The following is a 26,765-nucleotide window of genomic DNA, read 5'->3' as shown; positions in this document are numbered from 1 at the left end:
GTGCGAAAGCCAACAGGGCGGAGAAGATATGCGTGGCATTCGCAGCCAGAAGGTCGGGCTCGCGATGTGAGCATCCGTCTTCCTTGCCCCGTTGGCTATCGCCCGCAAGCGGGCTCCTACAGGTGTGCTTGCTGCTCTTGTTGCCCCTCAGCGCCCACGCCCAGCTCGACCTCCCGCTTGTCTACACCAGCGGCGCCGTCCTTCAGCGCGACCAGCCCATGCATGTCTGGGGCTGGTCGACCCCGGGCTCGATCGTCCACGCCACATTCGACGGCAAGCATGCCAAAGCAAAAACAAGCAACGACGGCCGCTTCGACATCGCCCTCCCCGCGCACAAAGCCGGCGGTCCGTACGTTCTCGCCATCGACAACGGCAAGGAACATCGCGACATAAGCGACATCCTCGTCGGCGACGTCTGGCTCTGCTCCGGCCAGTCGAACATGGAATTCATGGTGGCGCAAACCCGCGACGCGGCAAACGAAATCGCGAACGGCAACGACGCCGCGATACGCCAATTCAAAATTCCCAACTCATGGGCGCCCACCCCCGAGGATCGCCTCGCCGGTGGCGAGTGGATTGCCGCATCATCCGCGACCGTCGGCAAGTTCTCCGCCGCATGCTGGTTCTTCGCGCGCGAAATGAAGGCAAAGAGCGGCGTAGCACAGGGACTGGTCAACAGCACCTGGGGTGGCAGCCGCATCGAAGCCTGGATGAACGCGACCACGGCCCGCGTCCGCGCCGACGATGTCGCCGCGCGCGTGAAGAAGATGGACGCCGACGAGCAACGGGCGACGGACGCAACGCGTCGGCGCCTTGCCCGCTGGAGCAACCCCGCGCCGCATACCGGCGCGGCATGGTCCTCGCCCGGTCTCGACACGAAAGACTGGGTATCGATCACCGTCCCCGGCTACTGGGAAACCCAGGGTTATTACGGTATGGACGGAACGGCCTGGTATCGCACCACGTTCACGCTGACCGCGCGGGAAGCGAAGCAAGGCATCACGCTCGGCCTTGGCACGATCGACGATTCGGATACCAGCTTCGTCAACGGAACGCAGGTCGGCGAAACGAAGGCGAAATGGAACGGCATACGCGCCTATCGCGTGGACCCAGCGAACCTGCATGCAGGGACGAACACGATTGCCATCAAGGTCGAAGACCTCGGCGCAAACGGTGGTATTTACGGCGACGCGAATCTGCTTTACGTCCAGCCCGAAGGCGGCGAGAAGCGCCCCCTGAAAGGGCCATGGCTGTTCCGGCCGGATATCGTCACGGTGACTGCCGCCGAAGGAAAGAACCAGCTCGCGACACTGCTCTATAACAAGATGATCCATCCGCTCATCGGCTTCCCCCTGCGCGGCGTGCTCTGGTATCAGGGCGAAGCAAACGCCAACAAGGGCGAAGCATTGGCCTATCGCGAGCAATTCGCGGGCCTGATCGGTCAGTGGCGCGGCGAATGGAAAGCACCCGCCCTGCCCTTCGTCTGGGTACAACTCGCCAACTGGATATCCGGCGTCGACACGCCGGACGAAAGCCCGTGGGCCGAACTGCGCGAATCGCAGTCCGCGAATCTGGGACTGCCGGCGACCGGCGAAGCAGTCATCATCGACATCGGCAATCCGAAAGACATCCATCCGACGAACAAGCAGGACGTCGGACACCGACTTGCGCTCGCCATGCGCCATGCCGCATTCGGCGACACAGCGACGTGGTCGGGTCCGCGCTATCGCGATCTGAAGGTCAACGGTGCCAACGCCAGCGTCGGCTTTGATCTGCACGGTGGCAAGCTTGCCATCCGTAACGGCGACGCGCCGGCGGGTTTCGAAGTCGCCGGCAACGACCGCCGCTTCCATCCCGCCACGGCTCGGATCGAAGGCGACCGCGTTATCGTTTCCAGCGACGCCGTCTCCCATCCCGTCGCCGTGCGCTACGCGTGGAGCGATAACCCCGAACAGGCCAACCTGACGAATGGCGAAGGCCTTCCCGCATCGCCATTCCGCACGGAAAGCGCGACCCAACGGAGTATCCGATGAAACGAAGCACACTGAGCGGCGCGCTGCTTCTCGCGCTCGCCGCCTGCGGAGCAGGCTGGGCCGCCGACATGCCGCGCATAGCCAGCGAGAACGGACGGCACGCGCTGATGGTCGACGGCAAGCCGTTCCTCGTGCTCGGCGCGCAGGTCAATAATTCCAGCGCGTGGCCCGCGATGCTCGACAAAGTCTGGCCAGCGATCGGCCAGATGCATGCCAATACCGTACAGGTTCCCATCGCATGGGAGCAGATCGAGCCCACCGAAGGCCGTTACGATTTCAGCTTTCTCGACACACTGGTAACGCAGGCACGCGAGCACAACGTGCGACTCGTACTGCTGTGGTTCGCCACATGGAAAAACAACGGCCCGAACTACGCACCCGCCTGGGTAAAACTCGATAACACCCGTTTCCCGCGCGTGATCAATCGCGAAGGCAAGACACTGGGATCGCTGTCGCCGCACGCTCCCGCCACACTGGAGGCCGACCGCAAAGCCTTCGTCGAGTTGATGAAGCACCTGCGCTCTATCGACGGTGACCGCCATACCGTCATCATGATGCAGGTGGAAAACGAGTCGGGGACGTATGGCACCGATCGCGACCACTCGCCCTCCGCCGACAAGCTCTTCGCCGGTGCGGTGCCCGATGCGCTGCTGAAGCGGGACGGGAAAAAACCCGGCACGTGGCAACAGGTCTACGGCGCCGACGCGGCGGAGTTCTTCCATGCGTGGTCGGTCGCACACTTCATCGAACAGGTAGCCCACGCAGGCAAGGCGGTCTACGACCTTCCGATGTACGCCAATGCGGCCTTGCGCGATCCGTTCAAGCCCGGCCCGCCGGGCGGTTACTCCAGCGGCGGTCCCACGGACAACGTACTCGATGTCTGGAAGGCGGCGGCGCCTTCGCTCGACCTGCTGGCACCGGATATCTATATGCCCGAGTACGACAGGTACACCGCCGTGCTCGATCGCTACGCCCGGCCGGACAATGCACTGTTCGTCGCCGAAACCGGCAACTCAAAACCGTACGCACGCTATATGTTCGCGGCGCTCGGCAAACGCGGTATCGGCTTTTCGCCATTCGGCATGGACTTCACAGGCTATGCGAACTACCCACTCGGCGCGCGCAAGGTCGACAACGAAACGATCGACGCGTTCGCGAACAACTACAAACTGATCGAACCCCTCGCCGGCGTACTCGCCGAGTTGTCGTGGCAAGGCAAGGTATGGGGCGTCGCCGAACCGGTCGACCGGTATACCCAGGATATCGATCTCGGCGACTGGTCCGCGCACATCGGCTACGGCCAGCCGCAGTTCGGTGTCGATCCGGCCCCCGGCAACGTCGAGCCCGTCGGCGGCGTGCTGATCGGCCAGATCGGCAAGGACGAGTACCTCGTCACCGGCCGCCACGCGCGCGTGAACTTCGGGAACGGGAAAGCCAACGCCCGGCGCAATTTCATTCTTGCGCGCGTCGAGGAAGGTCACTACGAGAACGGCCACTGGGTCTTCGATCGCCTGTGGAATGGCGACCAGACCGACTACGGCCTCAACTTCACCGACGTGCCGCAGGTGCTGCACGTCAAACTCGCTACGTTCTGAAGGAAGTCACGATGCTGAAGAAAGCACTTACCGTCGCGCTGCTGACGGTATTCGCCGCGAGTTCGGCGTTCGCACGGATCGCCGCCGTCGACGACACGACGGTGGACCTGCGTGTCGACACCATGCTCGGCAAACTGACTCTCGAACAGAAGGTATCGCTTCTCGGCGGCGTGGAGAATTTCTACGTGCGTCCGCTTCCCGCGATCGGACTGCCGCGACTCACCATGTCCGACGGCCCGTTCGGCGTTCGCGCGCCCGGCCCGTCGACGGCGTATGCGGCAGGCATCGGCCTTGCCGCGAGCTTCGATCCCGAACTGGCCCAGCGCGTCGGTACGGCCATGGGCCGCGATACGCGCGCCCGGGGCGTGCACTTCCTGCTCGGCCCCGGCGTGAACCTTTATCGCGCGCCGCAGAACGGTCGCAACATGGAGTACTACGGCGAAGATCCACTGCTGGCCGGCAAGATCGCCGTCGGGCTCATCAAGGGCGTGCAGGGCGAAGGCGTCGTCGCCACCGTGAAGCATTTCGCGGCAAACAACTCCGAGTACGACCGCCGCCACCTCGACACTCTCATCGACGAGCGCACCCTGCGCGAACTCTATCTTCCCGCCTTCGAAATGGCCGTCAAGGAAGGCCATGCCGGCGCGGTGATGACCAGCTACAACCTCGTCAACGGCGATTATCTTTCCGAGAACAAACCCATCAGCCACGACATCCTCAAGGGCGAATGGGGTTTCCGCGGCCTGCTGATGTCCGACTGGGAAGCCACGCACGACGGCGTCAAGGCGTTCGACGCCGGACTCGATCTGGAAATGCCGGCCGCCACCGCCATGAAACCGGAGACGATACTTCCCGCGCTACGCGACGGCCGTCTGTCCGAAGTCGCTCTGGACGACAAAGTCCGCCGCATACTGCGCACCGCCGCGCGCTTCGGTTTCCTTGACCGGGACCAGAAAGACACCGCGCTGCCCCTGTTCGATCCCGAGAACAATAAGGCCGCGCTGGACTCCGCACGCGAAGCGCTCGTATTGCTGAAGAACGACAAGGTCCTGCCGTTCGACGCAAATACGATCCGCACGATCGCCATCATCGGACCGGCCGCGCATCCGGGCAACGCCAGCGCGGGCGGCAGCTCGCATATCGACACATTCCGCACGCAAAGCATCCTGACCGGCCTGACCGATCGCCTGGGAGGCAAGGTTCGCGTTCTCTATGCGCGCGGCCTGCCCTCGCCCGAGCAGGTCTTCAAGCAGGAAGCATTCGTCACCGCAGACGGCGCCCCGGGACTGAAACGCGAAACGTTCGCCAACGCAAACTTCGACGGCAAGCCGTCCGTCAGCGATGTGGACGGCAAGATCGACCAATGGAAACCGGAACTGTGGACGACGCCCGCCGTCGACCGGACCAGCATCCGCTGGAGCGGCCGCTTCGTGCCGAAGACGTCCGGCCGTTTTCTGTTCCTGACTGCGGCCGCGAGCAAGGACACTTACGTTCTCTACATCGACGGCAAACCGGTCACGACACAGCCGGAACGCGAAGGTCAGGCACCGCTTTACGCGACCGTCGACCTCAAGGCGGGCAACGCTGTCGATGTCCGGCTCGATTACAAGCCCGACGTCAGCTATAGCCGCATGGGTCTGGGCGTGGTGTCGCTCGACGAGCTGATCTCCGCCGAGGCACGCAAGATCGCCGCCTCGGCCGATGCCGCGGTCGTGGCCGTCGGTTTCGATTCCACGTCGGAAAGCGAAGCCTACGACCGCACCTTCGATCTGCCGTGGGGCCAGGAAGCCCTGATCGAAGCGGTGGCGAAGGCCAATCCCAAAACCGTCGTCACCGTCACCTCCGGTGGCGCGTACGCCACGGATCGCTGGCTCGGCAAGGTGCCGGTGCTGTTGCAGAACTGGTATCCCGGCCAGGAAGGTGGGCAGGCCATCGCGGAAGTCCTCTTCGGCGACCGCGCCCCCGAAGGCAAACTGCCCATCAGTTTCGAACATCGCTTCGCCGATAACCCCGTGCACGACTTCTACGACGCGCCCGCCCATCCGGCCGGCACCCACCCCACGGTGAAGTACGGCGAAGGCGTGTTCCTCGGCTACCGCTGGTATACGAGCTATCCACGCAAGGCCCAGCCGCTTTATGCCTTCGGTTACGGTCTGACGTATACGACGTTCCGCTTCGCCAATCTGAAGCTGTCCGCGACGCAGGCCCATGCAGGCGACAGCATCACGGTCGATGTCGACGTCATCAATACCGGCTCGCGCGACGGTGCGAACGTGGTGCAGGTCTATGTCGGCGATCCGTCGGCAAAGGTCTCCCGTCCCGCGAAGGAGCTCAAGGCATTCGAGAAAGTACGGCTGGCACCCGGTCAGACGCGCCATGTTTCGCTGACCCTCGACCGCCGCGCATTCGCTTACTACGACGTGCATCGACACGACTGGCAGATCGACGCAGGCCGCTTCAAGGTCTATGTCGGCGACGCCTCGGACCATACGCCGCTCGCGGCCGACCTGACGCTCGAGAACTGATCATGAAGTCCACCACACTTGCTTCCCTGCTCCTCGCACCGCTTGCCACCGCGTTGCTCGCCAGTTGCTCGTCGTCGCCATCGGCCCATGCCACGACGCCGGTCAGCCACGCAACACGCATCGCGGACGGTGCCGTCGTCACCGTCGATCGCTCGACGCAGAAGGTACGCCTGCAACTCGTATCGCCGAAGATCGTGCATGTCACGGTCACGCCGGACGGCAACTTCGATCTGCCCGCCAGCCTTATGGCGGTCAGAACCGGCGGCGATGAGTCGTTCTCGCTCGACGAGTCCGGCGATGAAGTCGTGCTGAAGACGGCGGCCCTCGAAGCCCATGTCTCCACGAAGGATGGTGCCGTCCGCTTTACCGATGCGCAGGGGAAACCCATCCTTGCCGAACGCGCCGGTGGCCGCACCTTTGCGCAGACGACCGTCGAAGGCAAACCGTTCGTCGCGGTTCGCCAGCGCTTCGAATCGCCCGACGACGAAGCGTTCTACGGCCTGGGACAACACCAGAACCGCCAGATGAACTACAAAGGCGAGGACGTCGAACTCGCCCAGCACAATATGGATGTCGGCATACCGTTTGTCGTCTCCACCCGCAACTACGGTCTGCTGTGGGACAACAATTCGATCACCCGCTTCGGCGATCCGCGCGAGTATCCGCTGGCCGGCCAGACGCTGAAGTTCTACGACGCGGATGGTAAGGAAGGCGGACTGACCGCCCGTTACTACACCGGCGACACGCTGAAGGCGACGCGCGTCGAGCGCGAGGTCAACTACGCCTACATCAAGGATCTTGCGACCTGGCCCGCCGAACCGACGGCAAAGAAGACCGACCGGGTCGTCTGGGAAGGGTCGTTCGAAACCGTTTCCTCCGGCGAACAGAAATTCCGGCTGTATTCGTCCAGCTACGCGAAGCTCACCATCGATGGCAAGGTCGTCTACGACGACTGGCGTCAGAACTGGAACCCCTGGTACCACAACATCCGTCTGCCCACGGAAACCGGCACGAAGCACACCATCAAGATCGAGTGGAAGCCGAACGAAGGTTATATCGCGCTATACCATCTCGACCCGCAACCGGATGCGGAACAGCGCGATCTCTCGATGTATTCCGAGGTGGGTCACGCGGTCGACTACTACTTCGTCGCCGGCTCGAATCTCGACGATGTCGTTTCCGGATATCGCACGATCACGGGCAAGGCGACGATGCTGCCGCGCTGGGCCTACGGCTTCTGGCAGAGCCGCGAGCGCTACAAGACGCAGAAGGAAATCGTCGACACCGCGACACGCTATCGCAAGCTGGGCCTGCCGCTGGACAACATCGTCGAGGACTGGAGCTACTGGCCCGAGAACGCGTGGGGTTCGCACGAGTTCGATGCGGCACGCTTCCCCGATCCGAAGGGCATGATGAAACAGCTGCACGACATGCACGTGCAACTGATGATTTCCGTATGGCCGAAGTTCTATCCGGAAACGAAGAACTACAAGGAACTGGACGCCAAGGGTTACATCTATCGCCGCAATGTCGAAAAGGGCGAGCGCGACTGGATCGGTACCGGGTACCTCAACTCCGACTACGATCCGTATGCGAAGGAAGCGCGCGACATCTACTGGCGGCAAATCCAGGAGAACCTGGGCGTGCTGGGCATCGACGGGTGGTGGCTCGATGCTTCCGAGCCCGACATTCATTCGAATCTCGACATCGCCGAGCGCAAGCTACGCATGGGGCCGACCGCTCGGGGTCCGGGTGCCGCGTTCTTCAATTCCTATCCGCTGGTCCACACGACCGGTGTCTATGAGGGCCAGCGTGCCAGTGCGCCGGATCGGCGCGTATTCATCCTGACGCGTTCATCGTTCGCCGGTCAGCAGCGCAATGCCGCCGCTACATGGAGTGGCGACGTGGTGTCGCGCTGGAGCAATCTGCACGATCAGATATCGGCGGGCGTGAACTTCTCGCTGTCGGGCATTCCGAACTGGACGACCGATATCGGCGGTTTCGCGCTGGAACCACGTTACGAAAAACCCGGTGCGGCCGACCTGAAGGAATGGCGCGAACTCAATCTTCGCTGGTTCCAGTTCGGCACGTTCACCCCGCTGTTCCGCTCGCATGGCCAGTTTCCGTACCGCGAGATTTTCAATCTCGCGCCGAAGGGTTCGGACGTCTACGAATCCCTTGCGTGGTACGACCGTCTCCGTTATCGCCTGATGCCGTACATCTACACCCTGGCTGGCGATACCTGGCAGAACGATGGCACCATCATGCGCGGCCTGGTCATGGACTTCCCGAACGATACGAAGGTACGCACGATCGACGACGAGTTCATGTTCGGCCCGGCCTTCCTGGTCGCGCCGGTGCATGAATACGGCGCGCGCAGCCGCAAGGTCTATCTGCCAGCCGGTTCGGACTGGTACGACTTCCAGACGGGCAAACGCCACGCCGGCGGCACGACCATCGATGCCGACGCGCCGCTCAACCGCATGCCGCTGTTCGTTCGCGCCGGCGCCATCGTTCCGGTCGGCCCGGCGATCCAGTACACCGGGCAGAAGCCCGACGCGCCGATCACGGTCTATATCTACCCCGGCCGCGACGGCAGTTTCTCGTTGTACGAGGACGAGGGGACGAACTATGGCTATGAGAAGAATGCGTCCAGCCGCATTCCCCTCGCGTACGACGATGCAAGCCATACGCTTCACATAGGTGAACGCCAGGGCAGTTTCCCCGGCATGGTGGAGAAGCGGCGGTTCCGCGTACGGCAGCTCACGGAGAACGCGCGTCCCGGCGTGGAATTCGACGCAAAGGCCGATAAGGAAGTTGAGTACACAGGCCAGGCGATGACGATCCAGCTTTGACGCCACCTGCCGTTGCAGGAGCCCGCTTGACGGCGAAAGCCAACGGAACGGGGAAGATGTGCGGGACATCCGCAGCCCGCACGTCGGGCTCGCGGAGGTGAGCATCCGTCTTCCTCGCCCTATTGGCTTTCGCCCGCAAGCGGGCTCCTGCAACAATACGGGGATGCGTCGCCGAGGTGGCCCCCATGCCCCCCGGGGGCCTAAAATGCCCCCATGCACATCGGCCCCTACCCGATCGCGCCTGCCGTGGTGCTCGCACCCATGGCCGGCGTCACCGACAAACCCTTCCGGCTGCTCTGCAAGCGGATGGGCGCCGGGCTGGCCGTGTCCGAAATGACGACCGCCGATCCACGTCTGTGGCAGACCCGCAAATCCCTGCATCGCATGGATCATGTCGGCGAGCCGGAGCCGGTCAGCGTCCAGATCGCGGGCTACGACCCGGGTATGCTGGCCGATGCCGCGCGCTACAACGTCGACAACGGCGCGCAGATCGTCGACATCAACATGGGCTGCCCTGCGAAGAAGGTCTGCAACGTCTGGTCCGGTTCGGCGCTGCTGCAGGACGAACCGCTGGTCGCGCGTATCCTCAAGGCCGTCGTTACCGCCGTGGACGTGCCGGTCACACTGAAGATCCGTACCGGCTGGGATCGCGACAACCGCAATGCCCTGACCATCGCGCGCATCGCCGAAGACTCGGGCATCGCCGCGCTGGCCGTGCACGGCCGCACGCGCGCCGATAAATACGAGGGCGAAGCGGAGTACGACACGATTGCCGCGGTGAAGGCCGCGGTGCGCATTCCGGTCATGGCCAACGGCGACGTCACCACGCCCGAACAGGCACGCCATGTGCTCGCCGTCACCGGTGCGGATGCCGTCATGGTCGGCCGTGGGGCGCAAGGACGGCCGTGGATTTTCCGCGAGATAGCGCATTACCTGGCAACCGGCGAGACCTTGCCCGAGCCGGATGCCGGCGAGGTCTGCGCCATCCTGTGCGCGCATCTCGAACATCTTTATGCGTTCTATGGCGAACTGCAGGGCGTGCGCATCGCACGTAAGCACCTTGGCTGGTATGCGAAGGATCGCGCGGAGAACGCGGCATTCCGCGCGGTGGTCAATCGCGCCGATACCGCCGATGCGCAGTTGCGGCTGACGCGCGACTATTTCGCCGCGCTGGCGGCTGGGACTGCGCTGGCGGCCTGAAACAGCGTCTCGGCATACCTCACCGTCGCTCCTGCGCAGGCAGGAGCCCAGTGCGGTGCGTACGGTTTTAGCGATACGGCCCGTTCACGCTCCGAGTGCCCGCGCAGGGGCGATAGTGAGGAGCGAATCGACACAGCTTCGATGTAACGGGCGTACCATTCGTCAATGCGCACAGGCACGGCGAGGCGACCATGACCGACGAAACGAAAGTCCCCGGCATCGAAGACTATGAAGGCGCGGCTGGCGGCTGGGGCGCTCTTGGCGCCGTCGCGAAAGCCATCAGTGGCCAGATGGCCATCGCCCGCGAATCCATCGCGCTGCACAAAGTCAACCAGCCGACCGGTTTCGACTGCCCCGGCTGCGCATGGCCCGATCCCAAGCACACCTCGTCGTTCGAATTCTGCGAAAACGGCGCCAAGGCGGTGTCCTGGGAGGCGACCGCCAAACGGGTGAAACCGGAATTTTTTGCGAAGAATCCGGTATCGGCCCTGTGGAACCTGACCGACTACGCGCTGGAAGGTCTCGGCCGCCTGACCCATCCCATGGTCTACGACCGCGCCACGGACACCTACATTCCCATCGCATGGGACGCGGCGTTCGAACGGATCGGTACGGCGCTGCGCGCCCTGCCCGACCCGGACATGGCGGAGTTCTATACCTCCGGTCGCGCATCGAACGAAGCAGCCTTCCTGTATCAGCTTTTCGTACGCGAATTCGGCACGAACAATTTCCCCGACTGCTCGAATATGTGTCACGAGGCCACCAGCGTCGGCCTTCCCACATCGATCGGGGTCGGCAAGGGAACCGTCACGCTCGACGATTTCGACCACTGCGACGCGATCTTCTGCATCGGTCACAACCCCGGCACCAACCACCCACGCATGCTTACGACGCTACGCGAAGCATCGCTGCGCGGCGTACCCATCGTCGTCCTCAACCCATTGTCCGAGCGCGGCCTGGAACGTTTCACTTCGCCACAGCACCCGGCGGAAATGCTTACCGGCCGCTCGGTCCGCATTGCGTCGACGTATTACAAGCTGAAGATCGGCGGCGACGTTGCGGTGCTGAAGGGCATGATGAAATACCTGCTCGACGCCGACGCGACGGATCTGGCGGCCGGGGGCGAAGGCGTCATCGACCGCGATTTCATCGCCACGCATACGACGGGTTTCGATGCGCTATGCGACGATATACGTGCCACGTCGTGGGATGCGATCGAATTCAAATCCGGCCTCACCCGCACCGAGGTGGAGACCGCCGCAGCCATTTACGCCGAAGCCAAACGCGTGATCGTCTGCTACGGCATGGGTATCACGCAGCACGCGCACGGCACGGAGAACGTGCAGCAGATCGCGAACCTGCTGCTGATGCGCGGCAATATCGGCCGCGAAGGCGCCGGCATCTGCCCGCTGCGCGGCCATAGCAACGTGCAGGGCGACCGCACCGTCGGCATCACCGAGAAACCGAACGAGGCCCTTAACGAGGGTATTCGCCGTACCTACGGCTTCGAGCCACCCGTCGTGCACGGGCACGATGCCGTCGAAGCGGTACGCGCCATCCGCGACGGACGCTCGAAGGCACTGATCTGTCTGGGCGGCAATCTGGCCGTCGCCATGCCCGACACGAAAGAAACTTTCGAAGCGATGCGCGGACTGGATCTGGCCGTGCATATCGCCACGAAACTCAACCGTTCGCACCTGATCCTGGCAAAGGAATCGCTGATTCTTCCCTGCCTCGGCCGTACCGAACTGGACGAACAGGCCACCGGTACGCAATCGGTTACCGTGGAAGATTCGATGTCGATGGTGCATGCCTCGGCAGGCAGTCTGAAGCCCGCATCGGAGCATCTGCGCTCCGAACCCTGGATCGTCGCCGGCATGGCGAAAGCGGCGCTGCCGCATACGAAGGTCGACTGGGATCGTCTGGTCGGCAACTACGATTTCATCCGCGACGATATCGAAAAGGTGTTTCCGATCTTCGCGCAATTCAACGAACGGGTACGCGCGCCCGGCGGATTCCGTCTGCACATCGCAGCGTCGGAACGCGAATGGGCCACGCCGGACAAGCGCGCGCACTTCCTCATCGCACGCGGCCTCGACGAGGATGCTGCGGTCGACGAAGGCGGTCTCATGCTGACGACGGTCCGCTCGCACGATCAGTACAACACCACCATTTATGCTCTGAACGATCGCTACCGCGGCGTCAGCGGGCGACGCGATGTTGTATTCATGCATGCGAACGATCTCGCCGCGCGCGGACTGAAGCAAGGCGACCGTATCGACGTCGTCGCCACCGGACCGAACGCACAGGACGGCAAGGTACGCGCGGTACGCGGATTCATCGCCGTCGCCTTCGATATCGCGGAAGGCGCGGTGGCCATGTACTACCCGGAAGGCAATGCGCTTATCGCGCTGGAGTCGCACGATCGCAAGTCCGGCACTCCCGCCTATAAGTCGGTACCCGTGATGATCAGCGCAAGCAGCGCGAAGGCGGCACGTGCGGTCTAAACAAACCAGGCACAAGGGAAGCGCGAAGCGTCCGGTCATTCGCGTCGAAGCGGGTATCGCGACGTCCACGGAGGATTACCTCGCCGAAGAGGTACCTGTCGCCATGCATTTTAACGGCACGCCGTATGCCGTGATGATGACGACGCCAGCGGATCTCGAAGACTTCGCCTACGGGTTCGCACTGACCGAACGCGGACTGGCGAATGTCGACGATGTCGACGTGTCCGAATCGCTGGAAGGCATCGTCATCGACATCCGCGGCGACGTTCGGGACACACGTTCGCCCCGCGACATGCCGGGGCGCAGCGGCTGCGGCATCTGCGGCAGCCGCGAACTTGAAGACATCGTGCGGCATCCGGAGCCGGTAGGCGAAGGCATCAGCATTCATGCCGCGACCGTGGAACGCGCACTGGAAGAACTGCGCGATCGCCAGCCGATCAACACCGTGACGGGGTCGGTGCATGCGGCGGCCTGGATCGACGCGCAGGGCACCGTCATTCTCGTGCGTGAAGACGTCGGGCGGCACAATGCACTCGACAAGCTGATCGGCGCCATGCGTTGCGGCGGAGTCGACCCCACCCTTGGCTTCGCGGTCATTACCAGCCGCGCCAGCTACGAGATGGTGACGAAAGCCGCCACCGCCGGCATTGCCATCGTGGCGGCAATCTCGGCGCCCACCGCGCTGGCCGTGCACCTGGCCGACGCCTGCAATGTCACGCTGCTGGGATTCGCGCGACCGGGGCGATTCGTGATGTACGCACACGAACGCCGCGTACGCTGTTAAGTCAGACGTTGCGCCGGCGGCGTGCGCTGTCTTTCACGTCCACGTCGAAAAGTATACGCATGGCGTCGATGCCCCCTGTCGGCACATCGAAGATGAGTCCTTCCTTGCTCGGCAACCGCGAGGCCAGCTCGCGCACTTCGGCGTCCGGCAGGTCGATGCGCCAGTCGGCGGCCTGACCGTCCAGTCGACACGTCCGGCCGTCGTGCAGGCTGACCGCATAGCGCATCAGGAAGAGCGACCCGAATGCGGTGGTGCCGATGATCGACACGCCACCGAGCAGTTCGGACAGCTCGTCCTCGTCGATGCGCAGGCGCACTGTGTGACCTTGCAGCTGCACTCTCATAGGCTGGCCTCGTTCCATTCGTCGGGAGTATTGCAGTTACGCAGGGCGCGCGTGTCCGTCGCGTCGACGGGCAGTCCGGCGACGCCCAGTCGTCGTTGCAACCCGCCGATCGAACAATCGCGACCCGGGCGGGAGACCATGTCCGCAAGTACGTCGCGCGCATGCGCGTCCAGCCGCATGCGCATCGGCAGGGCGTACGCGATCCAGCACGCACATGCCTCGTCCGTGGCCAGCAGCAATGGCGCCAGCCATTCTGGCCTCAGTTCCGGCATGTCCACGGGAACGATCAGCAGTTCGCCATCGTCCAGCACGTCGGCGACGCTGGCCAGTCCACCGACGGGCCCGGCATCCGGCCAGCGGTCGGGAATGCCGTTGTACCGGGGACGGTCACCGCTGATGACGACCTTCGCCACGCCTGTCGCGAACAATATGTCGCGCATGTGCTCGATGAGCGGATGCCCGTGCCACGCCAGCATCGCCTTGTCGGTTCCCATGCGGGACGATCGGCCACCGGCGAGCACGATGCCGGCGGTCACGGCGAATGGCCGGCATCGAGGGGATATGCGCCCCCCATGTTGCCGTCCGCGCTACTCAGCGACAGCCACACCTGCGCCTGCGTAAAGGGCAGCATGCGATAAGCCGTCTGGCGACCGACGGGACGCGCGCGCAGTCGTGCGTCGTCGTCGCTGAAGAGGTTCGCGAGCACGAAGTGACGCAGGCCTTCGCGCAGATCCGGTGTTTCATCCAACAGCACTCGCAGCGGCCGCTCGGAAGACAGACCGAGCATCGTCCGTACGAGCGGGACGACGAAGAAGCGCATGCCGACGGCCACCGCCATGGGATTGCCCGGCAATGCCATGAGCAGCGGCCCGTTCGCCAGGCGCGCTGCGAGCAGCGGTTTACCCGGGCGAATCGCTACTTTGTGGAATAACGTACGTGCGCCGAGTGCGGCCATCGCGGCGGGCAGGAAGTCGTAACGCCCCGCGGATACCGCGCCTGTCGTCACGACGAGATCCACGTGCCGGTCCAGTGCACGCGCGAGCGATGCCCCGAAGGGTATGACGTCGTCACCGACGGTATCGCACTGGACCACGTGCGCTCCGCACGAGGTAAGCGCCGCACGCAGGAAAGGACCATTGGAGTTATGGATCGAGCCGGGAACGAGTATTCCGGCCCCCGCATGGAGTTCTTTTCCCGTGCAGACGATCGCGACACGCGGTTGACGGCGGACCGTGGCTTCGTCGATGCCCAGCGCGGCCAGCAGCATCAGGGCGGCGGCATCGATCTTCCGGCCAGCCGGGAGCGCGGGTTCGCCGTGTGCGATGTCGTCGCCCGCTTTGCGGACGTGTTGTCCGCGTACCGTATCGTCCAGAAGACGAATGGTGTCGCCATCGCGCTCGACGCGCTCGACAGGCACGACGGTATCGAATCCGTCGGGCATGCGCGCACCGGTCGCGATTTCGCAACTGTCGGCGCCGGTTTGTTCCAGCGTGACGTCGCCGGCGGCTTGCATGCCGCGTACCGTATGGATGCTGCCTTTCGAAAGTGCGGCGGTGCCTGTACGCAAGGCATATCCGTCCATCGCTGCGTTATCGAAAGCGGGAAGCCGCATGGTGCTGGCAATGTCGCTGGCGAGTACGCGGCCGGATGCATCGGCAATGGCGACCCGCTCGGCGTCGAGCGGCTGCGTTTCGGCAAGCAGGGTGGCCAGCGCGTCTTCATAGGAAATCATGTGGGAAGCGTAGCGCACGAGGCCGTACCGCAGGAGCAACGGTGAGGGAATTGGGCGTCGCTTTACGCATGGTCGGGGAGGGCTCGGCTTTGCCATCGCGTTCGCGTTCGGACGTTTCGGGGAGAGCCGTCGGCCACCGCCCTCGACGCTCCGTCTCCACCGTCGCTCGGGAAAGGAGAACCGCTGCGCGGTTGTTGTTCTATGGCTGCGCCCCGTCGCGCCCGCGCGGCGGGCGGGGGTTTTCGATTCGGCTCCTGCCTCAGCGAAAACGGCGGACCGTCCTGGTCCGCCCCCTTCGGGCCTTTTCCGCCCGCCGCGCTCGGTTCCGCAAGTCGCGTCGAGGGCGGTGGCCGACGGCTCTTCCGGGTGTTGCGGTCGCGTGGAGGAAAGCAGCGCGTGACGCATGGCTAGTGATGACCGCATGCCGGTCCGGTCTCATCACCTGCTCGGCTCGCGCTCTGCCTCCAACAAACCGCAGTCGACGGTGCCGTGGCCGGGTTGGCCCTTGGGGCCGCCTTAGCCGAGGGCCGCGATGACTAGTGACGGAGCGAAGTGGCACTACGGCCCGCTCCCGCAGGGACGGCGCCGAAGGCCCCAAGGGCCAACCCGGTCGCGGCCTCCCCCGAGGCACGAGCGTGAGGCGGCTCTCCTCATCCGAAGCTCGACGCGACACGCCAATCCGTCCCCGCTAATGCGTGAAGAGCCAAAAAAGCGGGGCGCCCTTGGGCGCCCCTTTCCTCATGCCGACCGTCTCGCCGGCGGGACCGATTGCTGCGATTGCGCCGGGCGGTAGGCTGCGAATGCCACCGTGGCGGATGCCCGGCCCTGGCTCAACGAGCGCAGCGAGGTCGTGTATCCGTCCAGTTGCGCGAGCGGAACTTCGGCTTCGATTTCCGTCCGGCCCGCTTCTTCGACGAGGCCGATGACCTGCCCACCGCGACGCTGCAGATCGCCGAGTACGTCGCCGACCGCGGTGCCCGGCGCGCTGACGGAAACTCGCATGACGGGTTCCAGCAGTACTGTGCCGGTGGCTTCCAGCGCGGCGCGAACACCTAGCTGGGCCGCACGGTGGAAGGCCATCTCGCTCGAATCCACCGCATGGAATTGACCGTCCAGCACCCTGACCCGCGCGCCCACCACGGGATACCCGCGCGGACCTTCCTGCAACGCGGAGAGGATGCCTTTCTCCACGGCTGCCTGGAACGCCTTCGGAATGACGCCGCCTGTCGTACGATCGTCGACGACATTGCCGCCGCCCTCCTGCGGCGCGACAGACAGGACGACGCGCGCGAACTGGCCGCTACCGCCGGTCTGCTTGGCGACCTTGCCTTCGACGGCACCCGAGTCGCGCGCCGGCGCTTCCTGATACGCCACGCGCGGCGATCCGGTACGCACCGCTACATCCCATTCTCGCCGCAGACGCTCGACCATCACTTCCAGATGCAGTTCGCCCATGCCCCATACGAGCGTTTCGCCCGTTTCGGGATCGGTGCCTGTGCGGAAGGACGGGTCTTCCTGCGCTAGACGAGCCAGACCGTTGCCAAGACGCAGCAGGTCGGCGGAGCGTTCGGGCGATAGCCGCCACGCGAGCACGGCGGGTTGCGCCTCGATAGCTTCGAGACGAAGGCGATGGTCGGTGGCCGTGAGCGTTTCGCCTGTCGCGACGTCTTTCCATCCGGCGATGGCCACGATGTCGCCCGCTTCGGCGACGTCGATGGCTTCGGTGTCTTCCGCACGCAGCACCGCCAGCCGGCCGATGCGTTGAACGCGGTCGTTACCGCTACGCCATACCTGGTCGCCGACATGCAGCTTGCCTGCATACAGACGGATGAATGCGAGCGGGCCGTGCGCCTGGTTGACGACTTTGAAGACGAGCGCGGCCAGTGGCGCGTCCGCATCGGGCGCGACCATCGTGTCGCCATCGTCGGTATGCGCGACGACGGCCGGACGATCCAACGGCGATGGCAGGTACGCGACGAACGCGTCCAGCAACGGTTCGATACCGACGTTCCTGAATGCCGAACCGGGCAGCACGGGCGAGCCGCGTCCCGCCAGCGTCGCGCGGCGCAGTGCAGACATCAGCATGTCCGCGTCCACGGGGCGTTCTTCCAGCCACGCTTCCAGCAATACGTCGTCATGCTCCGCTACCGCGGCAATCAGCGTCTGACGTTCGGAGGCGTGCAGCGCGGCCTCGTCAGCTGTCCACGCAACGACTTCGGGTCGCCCCGATGCATCCCAACGCCATGTGCGTTCGCCAACGATGTCGACGAGCGCGACCATCTGCTCGTTTTCGATCAGCGGACGCGCGACTGCCCACGGATTGGCGCCAAGCCGTTCGCGCATCTGCACGAGGACGGCGTCGAAATTTGCACCGGGGCGATCCATCTTGTTGATGAAGGCGATCAGCGGCACGCCATGCCGGCGCGCCTGGCGCCACACGGTTTCGGACTGCGGCTGTACACCGGCGACGGCCGAGAACACGGCCACGGCGCCGTCGAGGACGCGCAGCGAGCGCTCTACTTCGATGGCGAAATCGATGTGTCCGGGCGTGTCGATAAGCGTCAGCCGGTGCGTGGCTTGCCCTTCGGGTGTCCAGGCAGCCTGCACCGCCGCGGCACCGATGGTGATGCCTCGCTCGCGTTCCAGTTCCATGTGGTCGGTGGTCGTTGCGCCGTCGTGGACTTCGCCGGTGCGATGGATCGCGCCAGCCTTCCACAACAGGCGTTCGGTCAACGTGGTTTTGCCGGCGTCGACGTGGGCAATGATGCCGAGGTTGCGACGACGTTCGACGGGGATGACTTGGCGGGTACTCATGGTGACTTGTATTCCTGTTACGAAACGCCAGGGGCTGGTTCGTGCAAGGGAGAGCGAGATCGACCCGTTCAGCTGACTCGTGGCCCCTGGCGGGTAACGGTCAGCAGTGGGGCTCGCGATGGTTTTTCATGGCACGTGTGCTCCGGTGAAAGGCAAAAAAAAGCACCCTTTCGGGTGCTTTGGATGAACGGACGATAGCGACGGATGGATTATCCGTTCGTATCGCCCCGCTGCAGACGCACGCACCCGCGATGCGCCTGCAAAGCAGGCGGCCTGTCGTGGATCAGTATGTGCATCACGCGGATCATGGTCGTTCGGTGTCCTTCGGTTGTCGCGCAGGCTACGCCTGTCGCGACAAGGTTTCAACGTGACCCATCAGATCGGGTTGGGCGCACTTCTTTTCAAGACCCGGGCACCCGGCCGGGCTAAGCTGGCTCCCACGCGAACGAACGAGATGCCCGCATGCCCCTGTTCTCCCGGTCTCCCTTCGCCTTCGGCATCCTGCTCAGCTTCGCCGCCGCTTTTGTCGACACGATCGGCTTCGTCGCGCTTTTCGAGCTGTTCACGGCCCATGTCACGGGCAACTTCATCGTTATCGGTGCCACGCTGATCGGTCATCACGGCGGTCTGGCCATGAAGCTGCTGGCGTTGCCGGTGTTCGTCGTTTCCGTCGTCGTCACGACGCTTGCGGTGCGCACGCTGGAACATCGCGGCCGGCAGACGCTCGGCTGGTTGCTGGCCGCGCAGATCGTCTTGCTCTGCGTGTTCATGGCGTCCGGCATGCACTTTGCGCCCATTGTCGATGCGGATGCCTGGAGTACGGCCGTGACGGGACTGATCGCCGTCGCCGCCATGGGTATCCAGAATGCCGGTTCGCGCATCGTTTTTCCGACCATCGCGCCGACCACGGTCATGACGGGCAATGTGACCCAGGTCGTCGTGGATCTCACCGACCTGTCCCGGCACGGCACCGACGCGGATCTGACCGGGGCACGCATGCGTCTGGGCAAGATGCTGCCGGCGGTACTGGCATTCGCGATGGGGTCGCTCACCGCGGCGCTGCTGTGGCAACGGGCCGGGTTTGCCTGCGTCGCGCTGGCTATCGCCGCACTGGTCGCGGCTTTCTTCGTGGCGCCGGCCGGACAGCCCGCACCGGCGCACTCGCCGTAATGCGGCCCTGTCCGGTATAGCTGGCGCGATCGTCCGGATCGGCACATCATTCGAGACCTTCGTTCGTTCTCATGAAGGCTGCTCGATGGAATACGTAAAACTCGGCCATACCGGTCTCGATGTCTCTCGTCTCGTCCTCGGTTGCATGACTTACGGTGTGCCCGATCGCGGCAGTCACCCATGGACGCTGGATGAAGATGCCAGCCGGCCGTTGATCCGCAAAGCCGTGGATCTGGGCATCAATTTTTTCGATACCGCAAATTCCTACTCCGACGGTACGTCGGAAGAAATCGTGGGACGTGCGCTGAGGGATTTCGCGCGACGCGACGAAGTCGTGATCGCCACCAAGACATTCTTCCCGATGCGCAAGGGACCGAATGGCGGCGGTCTGTCGCGCAAAGCGATCCTTCATTCGATCGACGCGAGCCTCGAACGGCTCGGCACTGACTATGTCGACCTATTGCAGATTCATCGCTTCGACCCGGCGACGCCTATCGAGGAAACCCTCGAAGCGCTGCACGATGTCGTGAAAGCCGGCAAAGCGCGTTACATCGGCGCATCGTCGATGTTCGCGTGGCAGTTCGCACGGATGGTCTATACCTCGCGCATGAACGGCTGGACGGAGTTCGTCAGCATGCAGAACCATCTGAACCTCATCCAGCGCGAGGAAGAGCGCGAGATGCTTCCGTTCTGCGAAGACGAAGGCATCGCGGTCATACCGTGGAGTCCGTTGGCGCGCGGTCGCCTGACCCGTGACGCGGATACCACCAGTACGCGGCAGGACACCGATAACTACGGCGGTACGTTGTACAACGGGGCGGTGGAGTCCGATCGTGCGGTGATCCAGGCGGTGGCACGGGTCGCGGCCAATCGGGGCGTGCCTCGTGCGCAGATCGCGCTGGCCTGGGTCATGAACAAGCCCGAGGTTACCGCGCCGATCGTCGGCGCATCGAAGCCGCAGCACCTCGACGATGCGGTCGCGGCGCTGGAGATCGCGCTTTCGCCGGAGGAAATAGCCACGCTGGAAGCGGCGTACCTGCCGCATCCGGTGGTGGGTTTCGAGTAACCCCGATAGCACGTCCGTGTGTGTAGGAGCCCGCTTGCGGGCTCCTACACACACGGGCTCGCCTCTATAAAAGACAAACCTTCTCATCGCAACATGCTCACGTCCTTTACCCCTAACATCGACAAATGCCCGCCGACACCCCAGACCTTGGCCTCCTCCTCGCCGACCTCGCCGCCAATCAGGCGCGTGCGCTCGCGCGTGCCCTTGGCCGCTCGAAAGACCGGCACAAGGCGATTCACGAGGCGCGAAAGGCGGTACGCCGCCTTCGCGCCGTACTGAACATCGGTCTGGCCAGGTTCGACGAAGACGCAAGCGCCATCGACCGGGGACTGCGCGCACTGGGTCGCGGCCTGTCCACCCTGCGCGACTCACATGTCGCCGTGGTCACGGGAAAGACCCTGGTCGGCGAAGCCAAACCCGCGGAACGTGCGGCATGGGACGCCGCAATCGCGGCGCTGGAAGCGCGCCGCGACGGCATGCTCGGCGAGGCCCTCCGCCTCGATCCCGAATTTCGCCGGCGCATCGCGCGCGTGCAGCGAGCCGCTGGCGCTATCGCCGCGCTGCCCTGGAAGCGGGTAAAGAAGAAGCATGTCCGGGAGGCGCTGGAACTCAGTGCCCGGCGAGCCCACCGCGCCGCCGAAAGGGCTCAGGAGGAAGGCACGCCCGTGACGATCCATAGCTGGCGCCGCCGCGTGCGCCGGGAGCGGCTTCAGTTGCAGGCACTCCAGTCGATGCACAAACGCTCGGGTGTGCATATCGAGGGCGTCGTCGAACACACCGGCTCCATCCGCAAGCTCATGCGTACGGCCGACCGCCTCGGCTGGCAGCAAGACCTACGCCTGCTGAAGAACGGCCTGCGCGCGACGCATACCGATATCGACGAGGCCGTACTCGCCACGATTCGCAGCGCCATCGCCTCCGCTCGTCCCTGAGACCACCGCCCTTTCCTGCGAGAACGTTTGACTTCGGACGTCCGGACGGCTAACTTTCGCGTCGTCAGCGGTCTTTATCTCTGTATTCGAATATAGAGATAAAGCTAAGAGGGAAGCCGGTGTGAATCCGGCGCTGCCCCGCAGCGGTATGTGGAAACGAACTCGTCAGGGGCTCGAAGCCCCGGCACTGGACCGGATCGGTCCGGGAAGCGACGAGGCAGGTGGTGCGCATGCGCACCGTGTCCACGAGCCCGAAGACCTGCCGCCGACCGAGGGCGCGAGCGACCGTCATGGGTTGCACGCGCCTGGTCCGACCTGGGTTCGCGTTTCCGTTTCCGAAACGCTACCGGTTCGCCCGCGGGGGCGAAGGTCGACGGTCAGTCCGCCATGACGCTCGCGCTTGTCTCGCTCTCATGGGCGGGACACACGGGCGCGCGTCGCGACGGTATGGCCGCCCTTCCCTCCTCTTTGCCACGAAGAGGATGCACTCATGCCACACGTTACCTACCTTGGATTTCCCCGCATCGGCCGGCGCCGCGAACTGAAGCGAGCGCTGGAAAGTCACTGGCGCGGCGAAAGCTCCGCCACCGAACTGCTCGATACCGCACGCGACCTGCGCCATCGCCACTGGGCGCTTGCCCGGGAAGCCGGCGCGGACAGCGTGCCGGTGAACGATTTCTCGCTTTACGACCACGTACTGGATACCGCGGTGCTGCTCGATGCGATCCCCGATCGTTATCGCGCACTGGATGCCGCCGATCCGCTCGCCGCCTATTTCGCCATGGCGCGTGGCGTGCAGACGGCTTCGGTGGATCTTCCCGCGCTTGAAATGACCAAGTGGTTCGATACGAACTACCACTACCTCGTGCCCGAGCTGTCGGCGGGGCAGCGATTCGCCGCGCGTACGGACAAGCTGATCGGCGAATTCCGCGAAGCCACCGCCGCCGGCCATCTCGCCCGGCCGGTCGTGCTGGGCCCGATATCGTTCCTGCGGCTGGCCAAGACCACCGATGGCAGCGACGCACTGGCATTGCTCGATGCGATTCTGCCCGCGTATGTCGACGTGCTCACGGCGCTAGCCGCCGAGGGCGCCGCATGGGTACAGATCGACGAACCCTGTCTGGCACTCGATCTGGACGACGCGGCACGCGATGCCTATCGGCATGTGTATGCCACGCTCGCGGCTGCCAACGGCCCGCGCATCCTGCTCGCCACCTATTTCGCGGCACTGGACGATAACCTTCCCCTCGCCGTTTCGCTGCCGGTCGCCGGCCTGCACGTCGATCTGGTTCGCGCGCCGGAGCAGCTCGAAGCGGTTGCCCTGGCATTGCCCACCGATCGCGTGCTTTCGGCCGGTGTCGTGGATGGCCGCAACATCTGGCTGAGCGACCCGGGCAAGGTCATGGGGCAACTGCGCGCGCTGTCGGCGCGTATCGCCGACGACCGTCTGTGGGTCGCCACGTCGTGCTCGCTGCTGCACGTTCCCATCGACCTTACCGGCGAAAACGACCTGCGCTCCTCGTTGCGCGACTGGCTGTCCTTTGCCCGGCAGAAAATCGCCGAACTTCGACGCTACGCCGATGCGCTCGCGGGCGACCCCGATGCGATGAATGCTCTGGCAAGGCAAAGCGAACGCGTGGCGACGCGCGCGAAATCCAGCGACGTGGTCCGCGTCGACGTCCGCGCGCGCCTGCGCCAGCTGACGCCGCAGGCGGCACAGCGTCGATCGGGTTATTCCAGTCGCGTCGTGTCCCAGCGCGAGCGCTTCGGCCTGCCGGAACTCCCGACGACCACGATCGGTTCGTTCCCGCAGACGCAGGAACTGCGCAAAGCGCGTTCGGCCCATCGCGCCGGCAAGCTCGACACGGCAACCTACGAAGCCGTGCTACGCGACGACATCACACGCGCCGTACGTTTCCAGGAAAGCATCGGCATCGACGTGCTCGTCCACGGCGAGCCCGAACGCAATGACATGGTCGAATACTTCGGCGAACAACTCGACGGTTACGCCTTCACGGCCAACGGCTGGGTTCAGAGCTACGGTTCGCGCTGCGTAAAACCGCCGGTGATCTACGGCGATGTCGCACGCCCCGAGCCGATGACCGTGCGTTGGTCCGCATATGCGCAGTCGCTGACCCAACGTCCCATGAAAGGCATGCTCACCGGCCCGGTGACGATGCTGCAATGGTCCTTCGTACGCGACGACCTGCCGCGCGACGAAGTATGCCGGCAGATCGCACTGGCACTGCGCGACGAAGTGCACGACCTGGAAGCCGCCGGTATCGGCATCATCCAGATCGACGAACCCGCGCTGCGCGAAGGACTGCCGCTGCGTCGCGCCGAGTGGACGAACTATCTGGGCTGGGCCGTACACGCCTTCCGCATCGCGGCCGGCGGCGTCAGCGACGCCACGCAGATCCATACCCATATGTGCTACTCGGAGTTCAACGACATCATCGAATCCGTCGCCGCGATGGACGCCGATGTCATTTCCATCGAAACCAGCCGGTCGCGCATGGACCTGCTCGATGCCTTCACCCGCTTCCGCTACCCCAACGGCATCGGCCCCGGCGTCTACGACATCCATTCGCCCCGCATCCCCAGCGAAGACGAAATGGCCGACCTGCTGACCAGGGCGCTGGCTGTCCTGCGTCCCGACCAGCTATGGGTAAACCCCGACTGCGGCCTGAAAACCCGCGGCTGGCCCGAGGCGGAATCGGCCCTGAAAGCCATGGTCTCGGCGGCACAGAGACTGAGGGCACGCGTCCGGACGGCGGCGTAATCTTCGTGTGCGGGAGCGCCCTGGCGCGCTCCCGCACACGTTTTCTGTCTGAATATCACGCAACCGTCAGGGAGGCGCGATAGGCTTGGACTGCAAAACCGCCAAGGGCCGTGTATCATAGCCCGCCCCCATTCATCTCTTTATCCGTAAAGAAGGATATATCACCGCGATGAGCAGCTACCTCTTCACCTCCGAGTCGGTCTCCGAAGGCCATCCGGACAAAATCGCCGACCAGATCTCCGACGCCGTTCTGGACGCCATCCTGGCCCAGGATTCGCGTGCACGCGTGGCCTGCGAGACGCTGGTGAAGACCGGCGTGGCCATCGTCGCCGGCGAGATCACCACCAGCGCCTGGATCGACCTCGAAGCCCTGACCCGCAAGGTCATCCTCGACATCGGCTACGACAGCTCCGAAGTCGGTTTCGACGGCGAGACCTGCGGCGTGCTGAACCTGATCGGCAAGCAGTCCCCGGACATCAACCAGGGCGTCGACCGCAAAAAGCCGGAAGAACAGGGCGCGGGCGACCAGGGCCTGATGTTCGGTTACGCGACGAACGAAACCAACGAATACATGCCGGCGGCGATCCACTACGCGCATCGCCTCGTCGAGCAGCAGACCAAGGTCCGCAAAAAGAAGAACAGCCCGCTGCCGTGGCTGCGCCCGGACGCGAAGAGCCAGGTCACCCTGCGTTATGAAGACGGCAAGGCCGTCGCCATCGACGCCGTCGTGCTTTCCACCCAGCACGATCCGGGCGTGAAGCAGAAGGACCTGATCGAAGGCGTGCGCGAGCTGATCCTGAAGCCCGTGCTGCCGGCGAAGCTCCTGCACAAGGGCACCAAGTTCCACATCAACCCGACCGGCAAGTTCGTGATCGGCGGTCCCGTGGGCGACTGCGGCCTGACCGGCCGCAAGATCATCGTCGACACCTACGGCGGCTGGGCCCGTCACGGTGGTGGCGCGTTCTCCGGTAAGGATCCGTCGAAGGTCGACCGTTCGGCGGCCTACGCGGCTCGCTACGTGGCGAAGAACATCGTCGCCGCCGGCCTCGCCGACCGTTGCGAAATCCAGGTCAGCTACGCCATCGGCGTCGCCGAACCGACCTCGATTTCGGTCACGACGTTCGGCACCGGCAAGATCTCCGACGAGAAGATCGAAAAGCTGATCCGCAAGCACTTCGACCTGCGCCCGTACGGCATCATCAAGATGCTCGACCTGGTGCACCCGATGTACCAGCCGACGGCATCCAACGGCCACTTCGGCCGCACCCCGTACGACATCACGGACGCGAACGGCAACACGTTCACCGCGTTCTCGTGGGAAAAGACGGATAAAGCCGATGCGCTGCGCGAGGCTGCTGGTCTTGGAGTTGCGAAACGTAAGTAAGTCGCTTCGGACATGGCGAGATAAGACGGGCGCCTCGCGGCGCCCGTTTTTTTTGCGCGCGTCGAACGATTCAGCGCCGAGAGAAACCTGCCCCTCACCGTCGTCCCTGCGCAGGCAGGGACCCAGTGCGGTGCAATGGGTTGTCGCGACTACGCTCGATCAGCTCTTCGCGACAGCACGACGTGCGGGGGTGAGGCAAAGAACTCGCCGTCCCCACGTCGAGGCCACGTCGAGCGGTGAGGGAGTTTGGGGTAAGAGCGGTGGCTTACCAGCGCTTCGCGGGTCTTGCGTAGGAGCGTGCCTGAGCGCGATATCCACGAAGTTGCAGGAAGTGCCGAACCACCGTTATCGCGATAACTCATTGCACCGCACTAGATTCCTGCCTGCGCAGGAATGACGGTGAGGGAAGGTTTGGCCTCATCGCATTCTCAAATAATTACCACGCATTTTTCGGAATAATCGGATGGCTGCGTGGGTGACGGGTTGCGATGCTTGGCGAGCCGTCGACTCCTTTGACGGCCGGGCGTCGAAACCCGAGTTACTAAAACTACGCAGGTCGACTCATGTCGCCTGCGTTCACTCCCGCGTGTTTACGGCGGGCGTGTCGGGCAGGCTTCGGCCTGGCCGGGTTTTGGTTTTAGTAACCGGTTTCGACCCCGACACGTCCGCCACCTCGCGCATCGCGGGTGGCGGCTCTTCGGTCACATGGAGCCGTGCATGTCCTCTCCCTTCCCCGCCCTCGTCTCCTCCTGTCCCGTGTGTCGCGGCGATCTCGCGCTTTCCATGGACGAGTTGCACGATGCTGCGCAGGTGCGGCTTACCGCATCGACGGCGATCTTGAGTCAGCTGGCGCTTTCGACACATACCGATTTCGATGCGACGACGATGTCGCAGGCCATGACAGCCGTGCGGCGGTTGGTCGATGAAGCGGCGGAGTTTGTCGTGGCGATATGGCGCGAGAAAGGGTGTGTCGCCGATACCATCGAGCGATAGAGAGTCGAAGGCCTCCACTCTCCTCACCGTCGTTCCGGCGCACACCGGGA

General features: G+C 64.2%; 17 protein-coding genes and 1 riboswitch. Of the genes, 13 read left to right on the top strand and 4 right to left on the bottom strand.

Annotation, left to right across the window (positions count from 1 at the left end):
• Positions 1 to 83: 83 nt before the first annotated feature.
• The 7 genes from AC3IR3_RS03190 to fdhD all read left to right on the top strand — a co-directional run bounded on the left by AC3IR3_RS03190 (position 84) and on the right by fdhD (position 13,499).
• Positions 84 to 2,033 carry a sialate O-acetylesterase gene (locus AC3IR3_RS03190; protein WP_489195583.1) on the top strand — a complete coding sequence of 650 codons (1,950 nt, stop codon included), beginning with the start codon at positions 84 to 86 and terminating at the stop codon, positions 2,031 to 2,033.
• Complete coding sequence (locus AC3IR3_RS03185; protein ID WP_489195582.1) at positions 2,030 to 3,628, top strand: GH35 family beta-galactosidase; 1,599 nt, start codon at positions 2,030 to 2,032, stop codon at positions 3,626 to 3,628. The genes AC3IR3_RS03190 and AC3IR3_RS03185 overlap by 4 nt, the downstream gene beginning before the upstream one ends.
• 11 nt (positions 3,629 to 3,639) lie before the next feature.
• Positions 3,640 to 6,153, top strand: a complete 2,514-nt coding sequence (locus AC3IR3_RS03180; protein WP_489195581.1) for a glycoside hydrolase family 3 protein — start codon at positions 3,640 to 3,642, stop codon at positions 6,151 to 6,153.
• Between the two features lie 2 nt (positions 6,154 to 6,155).
• A complete protein-coding gene (locus tag AC3IR3_RS03175) occupies positions 6,156 to 9,008 on the top strand; it encodes a TIM-barrel domain-containing protein (RefSeq protein ID WP_489195580.1) in 2,853 nt (950 codons plus the stop codon).
• 213 nt (positions 9,009 to 9,221) lie between these two features.
• Positions 9,222 to 10,208 (top strand): tRNA dihydrouridine synthase DusB, encoded by a 987-nt coding sequence (gene dusB / locus AC3IR3_RS03170; RefSeq protein WP_489195579.1) that lies wholly within the window; start codon positions 9,222 to 9,224, stop codon positions 10,206 to 10,208.
• 191 nt (positions 10,209 to 10,399) lie between these two features.
• On the top strand, positions 10,400 to 12,715 hold the full coding sequence (locus tag AC3IR3_RS03165; protein ID WP_489195578.1) for an FdhF/YdeP family oxidoreductase: 2,316 nt from the start codon (positions 10,400 to 10,402) through the stop codon (positions 12,713 to 12,715).
• Positions 12,705 to 13,499: a formate dehydrogenase accessory sulfurtransferase FdhD gene (gene fdhD, locus AC3IR3_RS03160; protein ID WP_489195577.1), complete on the top strand. Its 795-nt coding sequence runs from the start codon at positions 12,705 to 12,707 to the stop codon at positions 13,497 to 13,499. The genes AC3IR3_RS03165 and fdhD overlap by 11 nt, the downstream gene beginning before the upstream one ends.
• Before the next feature lies 1 nt (position 13,500).
• Here the strand turns inward: fdhD and AC3IR3_RS03155 are convergent, their stop codons facing one another.
• From AC3IR3_RS03155 to fusA, 4 genes are all read right to left on the bottom strand, one after another.
• Positions 13,501 to 13,842 (bottom strand): hypothetical protein, encoded by a 342-nt coding sequence (locus AC3IR3_RS03155; RefSeq protein WP_489195576.1) that lies wholly within the window; start codon positions 13,840 to 13,842, stop codon positions 13,501 to 13,503.
• Positions 13,839 to 14,378, bottom strand: coding sequence for a molybdenum cofactor guanylyltransferase (gene mobA / locus AC3IR3_RS03150; protein WP_489195575.1), 540 nt, complete (start codon positions 14,376 to 14,378; stop codon positions 13,839 to 13,841). The genes AC3IR3_RS03155 and mobA overlap by 4 nt, the downstream gene beginning before the upstream one ends.
• Complete coding sequence (locus AC3IR3_RS03145; protein WP_489195574.1) at positions 14,375 to 15,592, bottom strand: molybdopterin molybdotransferase MoeA; 1,218 nt, start codon at positions 15,590 to 15,592, stop codon at positions 14,375 to 14,377. Before AC3IR3_RS03145 ends, mobA begins: the two co-directional genes overlap by 4 nt.
• Before the next feature lie 720 nt (positions 15,593 to 16,312).
• Positions 16,313 to 18,388 carry an elongation factor G gene (gene fusA / locus AC3IR3_RS03140; protein ID WP_489195573.1) on the bottom strand — a complete coding sequence of 692 codons (2,076 nt, stop codon included), beginning with the start codon at positions 18,386 to 18,388 and terminating at the stop codon, positions 16,313 to 16,315.
• Between the two features lie 462 nt (positions 18,389 to 18,850).
• Between fusA and AC3IR3_RS03135 the strand changes: the two genes are divergently transcribed.
• The 6 genes from AC3IR3_RS03135 to AC3IR3_RS03110 all read left to right on the top strand — a co-directional run bounded on the left by AC3IR3_RS03135 (position 18,851) and on the right by AC3IR3_RS03110 (position 26,715).
• A complete protein-coding gene (locus AC3IR3_RS03135; protein WP_489195572.1) occupies positions 18,851 to 19,558 on the top strand; it encodes a YoaK family protein in 708 nt (235 codons plus the stop codon).
• A gap of 85 nt (positions 19,559 to 19,643) precedes the next feature.
• The gene (locus AC3IR3_RS03130) at positions 19,644 to 20,624 is read left to right on the top strand and encodes an aldo/keto reductase (RefSeq protein WP_489195571.1); all 981 of its coding nucleotides are present in this window, start codon (positions 19,644 to 19,646) and stop codon (positions 20,622 to 20,624) included.
• A 125-nt stretch (positions 20,625 to 20,749) separates the two neighbouring features.
• The gene (locus tag AC3IR3_RS03125) at positions 20,750 to 21,556 is read left to right on the top strand and encodes a CHAD domain-containing protein (protein ID WP_489195570.1); all 807 of its coding nucleotides are present in this window, start codon (positions 20,750 to 20,752) and stop codon (positions 21,554 to 21,556) included.
• A 51-nt stretch (positions 21,557 to 21,607) separates the two neighbouring features.
• Positions 21,608 to 21,837: riboswitch (cobalamin riboswitch) on the top strand.
• A 209-nt stretch (positions 21,838 to 22,046) separates the two neighbouring features.
• Positions 22,047 to 24,338 (top strand): 5-methyltetrahydropteroyltriglutamate--homocysteine S-methyltransferase, encoded by a 2,292-nt coding sequence (gene metE, locus AC3IR3_RS03120; protein ID WP_489195569.1) that lies wholly within the window; start codon positions 22,047 to 22,049, stop codon positions 24,336 to 24,338.
• A 169-nt stretch (positions 24,339 to 24,507) separates the two neighbouring features.
• Entirely contained in the window at positions 24,508 to 25,722 is a 1,215-nt protein-coding gene (gene metK, locus AC3IR3_RS03115; RefSeq protein WP_132142176.1) for a methionine adenosyltransferase, read from the top strand.
• A 717-nt stretch (positions 25,723 to 26,439) separates the two neighbouring features.
• Entirely contained in the window at positions 26,440 to 26,715 is a 276-nt protein-coding gene (locus AC3IR3_RS03110; RefSeq protein ID WP_489195568.1) for a hypothetical protein, read from the top strand.
• The last annotated feature ends 50 nt before the right edge of the window (positions 26,716 to 26,765 follow it).

This window comes from Luteibacter sp. GL_149, assembly GCF_057834065.1.
Note: the sequence above shows the minus strand (reverse complement) of the source record. Positions and strands in the feature narration are given on the sequence as shown.